Genomic DNA, 13,696 nt, shown 5'->3' with positions numbered 1-13,696 from the left:
AACTCAGTATTGATATCGGGCGATATCCGGTTTTTGAAAGGATTGTGTTTGGTAGTAAAATAACGCTTTCGCTATTCCGTTAATAATTTGAGGTGTTTCAAGTTTACCTTGGTACGCCCATGCGACGGCATCCGTTCTTGCAGAGCGGCCCAATGTTTTTTCCATCATAGGGGTAAAATCCTCCTGCCCTTGTTTATTCTCTAGATTATACAGAACATGCGTTAGAACAGGCTTTTCAGGGTTAACGAGGCTCCAAATAAAAACTTGGGTGATTGACCAGTCTTGCGCATTTTGTTGTGCGCGTTTTAGGTCTGTGATGTATTGCTCCGTGATTTGAATTCCTTCATTTTGCTGGTTTTTAAATTGTGTTAACGCATTGGCATTGTGTTGCTGAAGCTCAGAGACCTTTTTCCGGAGTATTGCCTCGACATTTTCCGTTTGGTTTAACCACGGTAATAAATACAAGCCAACATCAGGGGCGTGGTCATTCAATGTCTCCGTTAACGCATTCCACACTTTAAGCTGGTGCTCTGCTTCCTCTGACGGGGTATAACCGGCATTAAATATAATCGGTGTCATCATCGCATAGGGCTGGTCAACATTGCCTCGGAGCAATGACCAGTCATGTTGAGACAGTGTTGTGATGACCTGTAAAACCTGCGTGAATCTCTGCTGAGCAGAAGTTGAATCTGTTTTCGGTGTTTCCGCATTGGCAAAACGCGGTATGAGTTTAGTCATACCGTCTATTGCCGTTTGGTACCAATTATTTAAATCATGGTTAATCGCGGTTTGTAATGCCCCTTCAGCTAATTGACACTTATAGACCACCAAGGGCCTTTCTTGTTCATCTGTTAAGGTTTCCCATGTTGGCGAAACACAGTCTTTACGGTGGTTGAGTACACCGCCGAGTGTGACACTTCGGTCGTAATCATAAATCAATCTTTGCACACGCAAAATGTCTCGGGAAACAGTCTTAGTAGGGGGTGATGTTGCATCATCACATCCCAACAAGAGCGCGCTGCTGATGCAAACAGTATAAAAAATAGCTTTCATTTTAATGCCTTATAGTTTAACGAGTGATTGGATATATTGGTAATGGGGCAAAGCTTGAATAAACGCCTCTTCACATAACCGCTGATTGAGGTCTTCACGATAACGAAAGCCCCGTGCCGTCATGACCACATCTTGCAAGGCCATCACATCAAAGACATGAATGTGCTGCGCGATATCGGCAGTGAGATACCAATGACCGTGGTAATAAATCAACTTATACGGAGCCACGTTCGTGATGCTTTTTCCTTGGTGGGCAAATTGCAGTAAACGCCGTTTTACAATGGCTTGTGTCAAGATATAAAAGCCCCCGAACAACGAGGGACGCTGCTCAGGAGGCGTATGATAGACAATGAACGGTGAATCAATTGTCGGGTCGAGCAGAACCGTTAACAGCTTCCTGTCTAAAGCCGGAAACAGTGAGGTGACATGCGTAATAGCCGCAAAGCGCAGTATGTCCTTATCGGTACGAAAAGGGCGCTGTGATGCCGCCAATCGATAGCCACCTTGGTGATATTCCAAATCCAGATACTGAAGGCGCTCATTAAAATCACGCCGCAGGGTACGAGTCGAGACATTGAGTTCTTCTGACAACTCGGATAAATAAACGGTTTCTCCTCGAAATAATTGACTGATAATAAACGCCAACCGAGACGCAAGCCGGTCATGGCGAGACACAGATGTCGACATGATGTTGTCCTTATTAAAATAGCTCCGGCAAGCGGATAGAATGGGATTGATAAACCTTATTGTGATAAGGCCTTTTGTCGTAAGTACGCCACAATGATGCAGGCGGGAACAGTGACGCGATAAGCAGGGCCTGCTAGATCAGCGACAAGCCATGCCGAGCTCACGGCAAGACCAATCGGACCCGCAATCAAGGAAAGTGCTCGGTGTGCGGCAAAGAGTGTACCAATGGTGGCAACTCCGCCTAGCGCATTAATCACGCCAATGGCTGAGAGTGTGGCCACTTCCAGTGCGGCAATGCCAGAGGTGCGGATAGCCGCTTGAACCGCAATCAAAATCAGTTGAGGCGTGGGGTTGGTGAGGTTAAGTTGCATATCACGAGAGAAGGCTTGTAGCTCTTCTGTGGTCAGCTCATTTAAGCTTTTTTCTAATACTTTCAATAACAAATTTAATTCCAAGGTTTCGGTATTACCCTCCTTTGGATAATTGACATCAAGGTGGTCACAGACATCCTGTAAGATTTCACGGTACAGCACGCCCTTATTGCCTCGAACGAGACTCATCAAACTGTTAGCCCCAAAAGCTTGCAATTCAGCGGCAATCGACATCCAATATTGCTGATGCTCAGGGTGGTAGAGTTGATATTCAGGTGAGCTGGTTAAGGTTTCAGTCCAGCGCTTTTGTCCATCTTTACTGTCGTGAGTCAGGACGGATACAAGTAAGCCCAGTTCTTCATTACTGCATTCACGTAAGAACGCTAAATCGGTATCTAATCGGTAAGTTGCCATCGGTGTTATTCCTTAGCTTGAAAAAGAGAACACCACGATAACAACCTCACCGGACAGGTTATGTCCGGCTATTTGACTTTTTTTCGGAGGAAAAATGAAGGGAAATGACAGGGTGTGTCACAAAAGAGTTATATCATTTTGATATGTATGCTATTTTCATATGTCATGACAGTACTGTATATTTGAAATTTTCTTGAGTTAACACCAACTTAAAAGACTAGGATAAACCAACCATGAGGAAATTCTAAATAACTAGTCTATTATGCTCATCATTTGCGACCGTGATATTCTTTCTCAATCAGATCCGTAACTGTATCGACAATCGTCATATTGTAGGCTTGGGCCAACTCATCCAAGTGATTTTTTACATCAATGTCCAACTCACAATTTAATATTTTTATATGAGTTCGCCCTTTTCGGTATGCACGTTGTCCCCATGCTTTTTTCATATCCGATAACAACATTCTTCGCTCACTGCGATGTCTAAAGCTCCATGAGCGTAATGCGGCATAAATAACCAATGGTAGTTCACCTTTACCACTTGGATTAAACAATTCAAGGGTATTAATCCCCCCGTAACTACGCTCAGCTCTTTCTTTATCATCATATTTTTTTAAGTATTCCCATGTCCAAATAGCCGCATCTCTTCCTCCATCGCTTAGCCAAGACATCTCTTTGACTTTTTGAGACTCCTCATGCCATTTTTTCTTAGCCTCGTCCATGAGCATTTTTTTGGTATTTTCCAAGAAAATAGAGCAATCTAAAAAATAGGTAATAGCATAAAACCTATCTAGATGAGAAGATTGCATATCTTCAATAGAAAGTAGCTTAAACCAATTTTTACGTCCATTACCATTAAATTTTGACAAATAAAAGCCAGAGTTCATTTCATCAATATCATGGATATATTTATTGATATCACGGTTTCGCAATATACCCCAAAAAAATGCACATGCATTTTCATCATTAGAAAACCAAGAAAGATTAGAACTTGGAAGTATATTTTTTTCTGTAGACTCTATGGCTATTCGCAAATATTCATTATCACTAAAGTCTCTTTCCTTAATAAGAAGGTTCAATGCAGTTTTAATCAGTGTGAAATTACCAGCATCTAAGCCATACACATTTAAAAAATTAAATCTTTCATTACCAAGTAACAATCGAATAAAGAAAATTGCTTTTCTAGCATCTTTATTTTTTATTAAATCTTCAATATAAGCATTAATATCCATTTAAATTAAATCCTCTACAGTGTAGTTAATATGACTTTATTGTGCATTAAAATTGGATTTTATTATGTGATGTTGTAGTCAATTTGAGGTAATAGTGGTTGATAACATGAAGATTTATTGTAGTAAAAGTGTAGTTAAAAAAGACAAAATTTTTGATTTTCACTGATGAAAAAGACCTTTTATCACAGATAAAAAATCAGTTTTCGTGTCTAAAAAAGGACTAACTTGCTTACCTTAATAGCTAAGAAATTGAGTTATAATTCCGTGTGTAGAATACTCTTTTGTGTTTAATTGACCTTGAAGTAACGGTGTTAAAGCTAGGATTGTTTATTATTGATGTAATTGAATTGATGTGTTCAGTCAGTGACTTGATATACATGAAATAGCTCACATATAAGCGTATTAATTTTAATGAGTATAAAGGTAACCCCATAGCTAAGTAAAAAACTCAGATTGTTTACAATCACCAATCTAGGGCTGTGTTTTAAATATACTTATCATTTAATAAAACCATTAAACCAACCTTGCTTTTTCACCTTTAAATACTAATCCTAATCTTAAAAATACCTATGTAAGCGATCCTCGTAAAACTGCTCCCCCCTTTTAAGCCATTCACTAACTATCATTATCAATCATTACTTCACAACTTGGACAAATTAAAAATTAAAAATAATTCCCCTGCCTGATGATACGAACCTTTATTCGATCACAGGCAAATAAAATGACAAATCGTGCACTACACTTAAATCAAGTTGTTCTCTCAACCACGTTTGAAAATGACCGTTTAACGCTCACTCGAGACCACTCACTGCGTGAGCTGGTGTCTCTACTCATGGGAAATATTAAACACCTTTCAAAACGTCTAACCCATAAATTAGATTTATATAAAGGCATTCCCTTGTCACCTAATAACCCTCGTTTGCAGCTCACCTCTACGTCCTCCAAAGGTGAGCTCTTTTTAGAAACGCTCAAGTTCATCAATTGCATTCAATCAATGAAAATATCGCAAATACAGCGCTTGCATCCCACTGTTGTGCTCTTGGTCTCTCTTGTTAACAAATACCGCCTAAGCGACATACTCACAGACAAAGATAAATACTGGATGGTGGATACCCCTGAACACCTTCAGTGGCTTAACGAGGCCTTTCGTGAGTTCCAAAGCACGTTAAAGAGCCCTGACTACAAAAAGCAAGTCCGTCACTTTGAACAAGGTGCTCAGAAGAACTACCGACGGGCTCAGCAATACATTGACTCGTTGTATCAACGTTACTCCAAACTGTTAGTTGTACGAGTAGATCTGTCTTACAAAAGTGGAATTAGTCATAAAGTCAGAGCTCACCACCTTCGTCAGCATCGCCAAACCCTATACAAAGCGATTAACCGCAACCGACTCTTTTCATGCTGCGTCGGGTATATCTTGAAATTGGAATTCGGCATGGAAAAAGGATTTCATTACCACGCTTTGTTTTTCTTTGATGGACAAAAAGTGAGGCGGGACATCACGCTGGGCAAACTCATTGGTGAGCTCTGGCAAGAACGTATTACAGACATGGCAGGCTTATACTTTAACTGTAATTACCAAAAAGAAAGATATCGCGAACTGGGGATTGGTTTACTAAAACGTACTGATGCGGAGAGTAAGAAAGGATTACTCAATGCAGTGAGGTATTTATGTAAAGCTGATGCATGGGTCCGTCTGGCTGTGCCTGAACTTAAACGCACCTTTTGGCGAGGCGAAATCAAACCGAGAAAACGCCAGTAGTTAACAGCACAATTATTTTTTACACATCCGGTTAATGATGTGGAGTGATATCCACATCAACCTTTTCGATATCGCTCCTGCTTTTTACCCACATTAAAAACAGGAGTTTTACCATGAGTATATTAACTGAAGATGTTGCATTACTTGATGACCAATTCATTGATATGAAATTTATCACCGTATTAACAGGATTAACGGATAAGTGGTTCTATAAGTTGATCCAAAATGGCGAATTCCCAAAACCCATCAAGTTTGGTCGCATGTCGCGCTGGTTAAAGAGCGAAGTCGTACAATGGCTACAAGCACGCATTGATGAATCGAGAGGAGCCAACTCAACCCTTGAATCCTAAGATACTTGCTCGAGTTGCAGTTCATTTTCCACAGTATACCCACCACCGACTCACCAATTCACTCTAAAGCACACCTGATGCCATTGAGCGCGTTCTAGGCAAAATTGCACCCTAAACATACAGATCTTACTCGATACGCACACAGGCACTGCTCAGTGGCCTTGCGGGTTTCAAAGTGGGTACCAAATAGGTTCTGAGTTTTAGGTACTCAGAACGTTTAGTTTGAATTTTACAGCAGGATTACACCCATGCTTAAATTACACGAAGTCAAAATGTCTCTCGCCCTAACACAAAATAATCGTTTTGCGGGAGCCACTCAGGAACCGAGTTATTCACGAGAAAACTATTACTGTGCTCACTGCGGTGAACCTGTCGCACTGCACAAGACGCCAACGGAGTCGTGGTTTACTCATTCTGATCCTCAGACCGCAGAACACTGTCCGCGGGTCATCAGTAAGCTCAAGAGCTTAGAAGACAAAGCACGGCTGAGCACACAGGTTCGGTCAGTTTCACCCATTTTAAAGGTCACTGATTGGTTTTGTGTGCAGTGTAGTGAGTACTTTACAAGCAATCAAAAATACTGTCCTAACTGTAATGACGGGATCTGGTGCATTCCTGCGGAGAATATTACAGAGGAACATCAGCCTAAAACAAAGAGGTAATTTCCAGATAAGCGATTTAAATATTAATGGATTTTAATAATTATGCCGCTATTTATTTTATAATCTAACTCGCACCTATAGCCACCATCAACTGATGGCCGTATAAGCATTCCAGATACTTACAGGTGTACCCGCACCAGATATTTTTTGAAATTGATATACGGTATTACTTGTGAGGTTATTATTAACATTATAAAAAAGCTGGTTACAACAGAGTTAAATAAAACAAAGCTTAATCTTACTTGGTTTTAATATTGCTAAGTGCAACCTTGATAGGTGAATACACTAACGAAATGAACATGTAAATGTCGGACTTATGATAGTTGCATGGTGATATTGCTATTAATCTAATAAAATAAATAAGTTACAACTGATTCTTTGACTGAAATATTTGGTTACATAGTTTATTTCTATGTACATTAGAACTTACTGGGCTTATCGCGTTTTGGTCTATTTTTTGTTCGATTATTATTCTGATTTTATTTGTTTAAGGTGTTTTTATCAGCATTATATAGCGATATTTCAACCAGTTTACGCTAAGTCACTTATCCTAGAGAGATACAAACCAGCCCTCAGGTTTACATATCATTCATCAGATTTTATTATCCTTCAAGTAAATCTTACCGTGCGCACTGGCTGAGATGACGGAAATTAATCGATAATTATGTCGACTTAACTCAACTTGTCATTCTGGATAAAGGATATCGCTATGCCAACTCCATGTTATATTTCCATTGAAGGGAAAACCCAAGGCAACATCACTGCAGGTGCATTTACTGCGGATTCTGTGGGTAACATCTATGTACAAGGTCATGAAGACCAAATGTTAGTGCAACAATTTTCTCATGTTGTGACTGTACCGACTGACCCACAATCCGGTCAACCTTCAGGCCAACGTGCGCACAAGCCGTTCCGTTTCACGGTGGCGTTAAATAAAGCCGTTCCACTGCTGTATAACGCATTAGCTTCAGGTGAAATGCTGCCGAAAGTGGAACTCAAATGGTACCGCACGTCAGTGGAAGGCAAGCAAGAACATTTCTTCACCACTACATTAACCGATGCGACGATTGTCAATATTGATTGCCAGATGCCACACTGCCAAGACCCTGCGAAAGCGGATTTCACGCAGTTAATCGAAGTGTCTCTGTCTTACCGTAAAGTGGACTGGGAACATACTGTAGCGGGTACTTCTGGTGCTGATGATTGGCGTGCACCGCTCGAAGCGTAAGTTCGAATTTAGCGAGCCTCTCGAGGCTCGTTTGCATTTTTCGCTTTTTCTCCTGTAGAGGAAACTCCCATGTCTTGGACAGACCCCAATAAAAACAAACGACTCGGTAGCCCCGAAAATAACCCGCTTATTCACGGTGGTGGGTATGCGGGTGGCAGAACCTATGCACAGGACCAAGCCTTGCAAGAAGCCCATGGTCAACTGCTAGACCGTATTATGAATGGCGAAATGGGGACGGGATTAGTATTCAGTTGCACGATTGGTGGGCTACCTGAAAACACCTTTCAAGTCACTCAGTTTGATTTACAAGAAGGGCTTTCCCAACTCTTTTCACTGTCGATTCAGGCGGTCAGTCCGTTACCCGAGATTGATTTTCAAACGGTATTAGGTGCGGCCTCTTCGTTGACCGTAAAGCGAGATGGAAAAATTCTTCGCACGGTGCAAGGGATTTTAGCAGGGGCAGAGCAAGGGAACACGGATGGTGTAAAAACGTGGTATCACTTTGTGATACGCCCTGAAATGTGGGTAATGACGCTTAAGCAGGATAGCCGAATTTTCCAAAATATGACGGTACCGAACATTCTTGAGACGCTATTGAGCGAATCTCATATCAAGTTTGATAAGCAGTTTTACCACCCTGAAGAACATCTGAAACGCGAATATATTACTCAAAAGCGCGAAACCATGTATGAATTCTGGTGTCGCCTTGCTGCCGAAGAAGGGATTACGTTCTGGTTCGAAGAAGGCCCGCAACTGTTTTACAGTGACCGGCATTTAGGCATGAAAGCGGGGATATCCCTGACCTATAATCCGCAATCTGAGACCGACATTACCGACAGTACGGCCACCACATGGCGCTATGCTGAGCAGTTGTGCAGCGATATTCGTGTGGATAAGGATTACAATCAACTCCGACCGTCTTATCCACTGAGTCACCAAGTGACTGGTGAAGTTCATCAGCAACATGAAATCTTTGAAAGCTATGGGCGCTTTCAAGAGGATGCACAGGGGCAACCTTTTAACCAAATTCGCTACGAACAATCACAAAACCAACGTCAAGTGGGTTCAGCAACCACAAACTGTATTGAATTAGCACCGGGGCGTATTTTTACCTTGTCTAACCACCCGAGTGCGCGCATGAACACCACATGGCAGGTGATAAGTATCTCTCATCACGGCGTGCAACCGCTTGCCGACAACGGTGGCGGTGAAGGGACTCAGATGAGTAACCAGCTTTCCTTTATTCCCAGTACGCAAGAGTGGCGCCCTCCTTATCGTTTTAAACCTACGGCGGATGGGGATGAGTTGGCTACCGTTGTCGGCCCGCCGGGTGAAGAAATTTATACCAATGCACAAGGTGCTGTGACCGTCTATTTTCACTGGGATAGGCGTGGTAAGCCAGACCACAGCGCATCTTGTTGGGTGCGAGTAGCCCACGGTTGGAATGGGGATGGCTTTGGGTTTATGTCCATTCCAAGAGTTGGGCAGGAAGTCATTATTTCCTATCTTAACAATGATATAGATAAGCCGATTATTACGGGCTGTACCTATAATGGGCGAAATCGACCGCCGATTGATTTACCGAAACACAAAACACGCACGACATTTCGCACCAAAACCCACAAAGGGGATGGCTTTAATGAGTTGCGCTTTGAAGATGAAGCTGGCCAAGAAGAAATCTATGTGCATGCGCAAAAGAATTTGGCCATCAATGTGCTTAACTCCCGGGGGGAGCGGATTAATTACGACCGGACAACCAGCATTGGCCATAATGATGAACTAGTTGTTGCCAGTAATCGGACCGTGACGGTTGAAGGTAATCAAGCGCACAAAACAACCGGTAACTATCAAGACAAAGTTGAGGGAGACCAACACCTTTCGGTTGAGGGGGATTTGGTTAAGGCAATACAAGGTGTGGTCAGCGTGAATGCACAGGGGGATATCACCTTACAAAGCAGCAGTAAAATTACGTTAAAGGTAGGCGGAAGCTTTGTTGTCGTGCACAGTGGTGGCGTTGATATTAAAGGTCCTGCGATTAATCTTAATACGGGGGGAAGTCCCGGTGATATCCTGCAAGCGACTAACCCTGCGGTACTCAAAGCCGCTGCGAGCAGTGGCGCGGCCTTTGTGGCGCATTGTCCTATGAAAGAAGGGCAAGAGGAGGCTGAAAATGGTTAAACCTGAAACGTGCTATGCCATTATCGATGCGGCTTCCGAGCCTGATATTTTTAATTTGCTTGCAGAACATGAACCGCCGGCAAGTTGTCTATACAGTGAGCCGATTCAACCTGAGATTGTGTCATTAGCGCCCTATTTAGTGGAAGTCACCGAAGAGGTGCAACGCTGGTTAAGCACACGAGAGACGCCTTGGGGAATTTATGTTTATACGCACGCAACCATGCGTGAATTACGTCAGCATCTGCGCAAATATTTGATGGTGATGATACCGGGGCAAGAAAAACCGGTATTTTGGCGTTTCTATGACCCTCGCAATGTGTGGGATGTGCTTGGAACCTTTGATAATTGGCGATTGCATGTGTTTTTAGGGCCTATCACGCAACTGAAGACGTTGTTATGGGGAGAGGAAACTGCTTCCCGTTTTGAACGTGAGCGCCGCGGATTTCCGGATAATGCGAAGCTTGGGGGCAAGCTGATGCGTTTTACTGATGCAGAAATGAAATTATTATCTCAACAAAAAATAGCGTTATTAACAGCGAAAATGGCACTTTTTTTTGTTCGAGCAACTGAAAAATATCAGACCCAAAAAGAACATGAAACGATTGAAAGTTTAATCTTGCAAACTATCTGTAATCCCAAAATACGTTCATTAAAATATTTTACGTCAGATTTGTGTCATGAAAAAACATGGGCATTTTACTTTGAGTATGCAAAAAGGATCGTAGATATTTGTTATGAACACGATATCAATCACGAAAAATCAATAAGTCTATTTTGTTATCTTCTTGTCTATTACGAAATATATGATGTGGATTCTCTTCCTTCGGAATGGCGTGTGATTTTATCAATAACGGATGCAATGGACTTTTATAAAATTGAAAAGTTATCGATGATGTTAATAAATACCATTCCAGATTTTTATCGGCAGTACAGTGCGTAAGGAGATTGCCAGTGTCTAAAGAATATCCAGAGGTCGTTTGTGATTGTAAATTACCCGATGATTGCACACTTGAAGTCGAGATTGAATTTGGTCAACAAAAAGAAACTTATCGCCAAAATGGGATTAAAAAAGATTTTTTTCATATTATCGAATTTAAAGGTAAAAATAGTTTTCTAGCGGCAGAGCTTTCTGATTTTAATAATATTTTCAACATTGAAAAAAATCCTGAATCGTTTTTAGCTGAAATCTCAGTGCCTTTTAAGGTAAAGACCTGTTCGAAGGTATGTGTCTCTAATAATCCTGAGTGCCCCATTGGAAATGTCTATGGTGATGTTGCCTATGACTTTGGGCAATCAACATCTTATAACAATAAAGTGGCACAACTACCTCAAGGTGTAAAACCGATTGGGGAAGTAAAGAATACGTTTGTGGGTAAAGTCACGCCAGCTAAGGCATTAGATATTCCGTTAGTTTACACAAAACAATTTCGTCAATTTGGTGCAGAGGTGATGAATCCGTTTACGGTGTTGGCTGATTTATTCGTTGATTTATGGAATGATTTGGATGATGAATACGCCGTTAGTAGATTGAAGCATACCCAAGAATATCGATTATCGATTGCAGAATGTGGGCACAAACCGTTTGAGCCCAAAATGTATAATGCCTCAATCAACAATAATATTTTCTTAAATGCAGGGGCTTTCGTGTATCAAAAATTTGGTTCGAGGTCGGTTTTTGATACAAAGTTCTATTTAATTTTACAGCAAAAAACCAAAATTGATTTAACGATTGCGTTCAATGAAAAAACAACAGGTCAAAATGATGTTGCGAGAAAAAAATTAACTGCACAAAAGAACCAAGCGTTGGGCCATAACGGCTCAAAACCTCACAGTGGCTGGACAAAATCAGGTACAGAACTGACAACCTCAAGTATTAAATTTGAAGGCTCGATTTCAAAAATATTGGGGATGGACAGTAAAAAATGGAGTGCTGAACTGAAACATGAATACTCACAATTAAAAAAGAAAAAAGAGCTTTCTTTGCTTGAAAAAGTAAATAAAGGCGTCGATAGTTTTAATCGATTATTATCGACCGCTCCAGATAAAAGCCCAAGTAAGTACAAACAACAAGAATATGAATTGGCAAAATTTGAGCTTATTTATCCGACAATCAAAGTCAGTGGTAGCCGAGAAATTGCATTAACAAAAAATAATCAAGTCATGCCTAAATACGATGTGTATTTACGTGGCGACCCGTTTTTTGGTTTCAAATTCACATTTGACATGATACAGGCTTTCGCGGCTTATTTTGGTATCAACACTATTGTCACCGTTATTCGAGAAAGGGGGACACAGAGTGAAGGGAAGGTCAATAGAGGGGAAGATGGGGCATTTATTGGTGTCCAGCTTGATTTAACCTTTAACCTGTCTTTAAACTGCGGCGTAAAATATAAGACAGAGAGTGATGGCATTACAAAATTTGATGAAAAAAGTAGTGATGTCCACTTATCGTTCACAATGAGCTGTGTAACGAACATCCGCGGAGGCTTTCGTTATTATGGTATCTCAGGCTTTTTTAAAGCGGAAGCGAAAGTAACCGCAGTTGTAAAAGCGGCTTGGGTTCCAAATGGAAATGGTGAGATTGTTTTTTATCATGAGGGGATAAAGGCTTATGCGAGTGTTGAATATGGTGTAGGGATCGGAAAAAAAGAAACAGAAGAGAATAATGACGCTGGTAAATTTGGTCATTCAAAAAAGAATATCAAAGTCGAAGAATCAACCAGGCCACTAGATAAGGAGTGGATTATTCATGAACCGTTATCCAAAGAAAAATCAGAGTATCGTTGGTCTATTTTCTCACCATCTAACGAAAGCTATGGGGCATCAGAGATCTGGTAAGCGTCTTTCGTTGAAAAACGTATTGCATATAACGAGTATTATAATGGTATTAGGTTTTAGTGGAGTCAGTATGGCAAAAAATACAATGGATGAAATTTATTTGATTAATTTATCCTCTAATAATGCAGGCTGCGGTATAAAAATTAATGATATGCTTATTATGGATAATGAAAATGCTACTGAAGGGATGTATTCTGCAGGCCAAAATATATCGAGTATGCTAACCAATGAACTAAATACATTAAGTTTAATTATGTATAATGATTCTGTTCTAGCAGAAGAAGAAAAACTAACACCGGAAATGTGGTGTGAGGTGGAACTAAATAAGTTATCCGAAAATGGTAATAGCACATTTATATCAGGTATTAAATTAGCTGGAAATAACGATGGAAAAATAATTATTTCCGATAAATATAAACATAATATGGATCAAGTTTATTTCGGTGGCTCCAATAGAAAAAGTGAAGGAAGTATGCTAGAAGCAAAAAACCAATTTAATTTACAAGGGCTCCCCAAATGGCAATGGGAAAAAGCAACGCCTGTAACGGAATCCGATATTCCTAAGGTTCAAGCGTTTTATTTAGAGCTACAACAAGCCTTTGCTGATAAAAATCTCAACAAATTAAAAGCAATGGGTAAAATATCATGGGATGAGTTTGCTTATGCAGATAATAGTTCCCCTGATCTATTTTGGAACTCTCTAGAATTTAAAGAAATGCTAGATGAAGGATATAAGCCAGCTAAAATAGATTGGAGTCGCTATATATTCAGTACTTATGAAGATAAACGAATATTCCGGTATGAAATTGGTTTTAGCCGACTGTCACCAATAAAATTAGTTAGCCCTGAAGGTCGAACATTTCACTACAATCCCTATTTATCCATTATTGATGGAAAAGTCACGATTGTTCGATAAGGAAT

General features: G+C 40.6%; 12 protein-coding genes. 8 read left to right on the top strand and 4 right to left on the bottom strand.

Annotation, left to right across the window (positions count from 1 at the left end; genetic code table 11):
- Window positions 1–3: 3 nt before the first annotated feature.
- The 4 genes from PSE60_RS11520 to PSE60_RS11505 all read right to left on the bottom strand — a co-directional run bounded on the left by PSE60_RS11520 (window position 4) and on the right by PSE60_RS11505 (window position 3,757).
- A complete protein-coding gene (locus PSE60_RS11520; protein ID WP_272665502.1) occupies window positions 4–1,053 on the bottom strand; it encodes a hypothetical protein in 1,050 nt (349 codons plus the stop codon).
- Between the two features lie 9 nt (window positions 1,054–1,062).
- The gene (locus PSE60_RS11515; protein ID WP_272665501.1) at window positions 1,063–1,740 is read right to left on the bottom strand and encodes a helix-turn-helix transcriptional regulator; all 678 of its coding nucleotides are present in this window, start codon (window positions 1,738–1,740) and stop codon (window positions 1,063–1,065) included.
- A gap of 56 nt (window positions 1,741–1,796) precedes the next feature.
- The gene (locus PSE60_RS11510) at window positions 1,797–2,525 is read right to left on the bottom strand and encodes a DUF3944 domain-containing protein (protein WP_004905185.1); all 729 of its coding nucleotides are present in this window, start codon (window positions 2,523–2,525) and stop codon (window positions 1,797–1,799) included.
- A gap of 269 nt (window positions 2,526–2,794) precedes the next feature.
- Window positions 2,795–3,757, bottom strand: a complete 963-nt coding sequence (locus PSE60_RS11505) for a hypothetical protein (protein ID WP_272665500.1) — start codon at window positions 3,755–3,757, stop codon at window positions 2,795–2,797.
- A 721-nt stretch (window positions 3,758–4,478) separates the two neighbouring features.
- Between PSE60_RS11505 and PSE60_RS11500 the strand changes: the two genes are divergently transcribed.
- The 8 genes from PSE60_RS11500 to PSE60_RS11470 all read left to right on the top strand — a co-directional run bounded on the left by PSE60_RS11500 (window position 4,479) and on the right by PSE60_RS11470 (window position 13,691).
- Window positions 4,479–5,519 (top strand): YagK/YfjJ domain-containing protein, encoded by a 1,041-nt coding sequence (locus PSE60_RS11500; protein WP_272665499.1) that lies wholly within the window; start codon window positions 4,479–4,481, stop codon window positions 5,517–5,519.
- Window positions 5,520–5,632: 113 nt separating this feature from the next.
- Window positions 5,633–5,869 carry a helix-turn-helix transcriptional regulator gene (locus PSE60_RS11495; RefSeq protein ID WP_272665498.1) on the top strand — a complete coding sequence of 79 codons (237 nt, stop codon included), beginning with the start codon at window positions 5,633–5,635 and terminating at the stop codon, window positions 5,867–5,869.
- A 248-nt stretch (window positions 5,870–6,117) separates the two neighbouring features.
- Window positions 6,118–6,531 (top strand): putative zinc ribbon protein, encoded by a 414-nt coding sequence (locus tag PSE60_RS20635; RefSeq protein WP_442959777.1) that lies wholly within the window; start codon window positions 6,118–6,120, stop codon window positions 6,529–6,531.
- 709 nt (window positions 6,532–7,240) lie between these two features.
- Entirely contained in the window at window positions 7,241–7,759 is a 519-nt protein-coding gene (locus PSE60_RS11490) for an Hcp family type VI secretion system effector (RefSeq protein ID WP_004908028.1), read from the top strand.
- A 69-nt stretch (window positions 7,760–7,828) separates the two neighbouring features.
- Window positions 7,829–9,937, top strand: coding sequence for a type VI secretion system Vgr family protein (locus PSE60_RS11485; RefSeq protein ID WP_004908029.1), 2,109 nt, complete (start codon window positions 7,829–7,831; stop codon window positions 9,935–9,937).
- Complete coding sequence (locus PSE60_RS11480; RefSeq protein WP_272665497.1) at window positions 9,930–10,877, top strand: DUF4123 domain-containing protein; 948 nt, start codon at window positions 9,930–9,932, stop codon at window positions 10,875–10,877. Before PSE60_RS11485 ends, PSE60_RS11480 begins: the two co-directional genes overlap by 8 nt.
- 11 nt (window positions 10,878–10,888) lie before the next feature.
- Window positions 10,889–12,775, top strand: a complete 1,887-nt coding sequence (locus PSE60_RS11475; protein WP_272665496.1) for a hypothetical protein — start codon at window positions 10,889–10,891, stop codon at window positions 12,773–12,775.
- Window positions 12,687–13,691 carry a hypothetical protein gene (locus PSE60_RS11470; protein ID WP_257474475.1) on the top strand — a complete coding sequence of 335 codons (1,005 nt, stop codon included), beginning with the start codon at window positions 12,687–12,689 and terminating at the stop codon, window positions 13,689–13,691. The genes PSE60_RS11475 and PSE60_RS11470 overlap by 89 nt, the downstream gene beginning before the upstream one ends.
- Window positions 13,692–13,696 lie beyond the last annotated feature (5 nt).

Source organism: Providencia sp. PROV174 (genome assembly GCF_028480685.1).
Classification (GTDB): domain Bacteria; phylum Pseudomonadota; class Gammaproteobacteria; order Enterobacterales; family Enterobacteriaceae; genus Providencia; species Providencia rettgeri.
The sequence above is the reverse complement of the archived record's forward strand: the minus strand, read 5'-3'. Positions and strand labels throughout refer to the sequence as shown.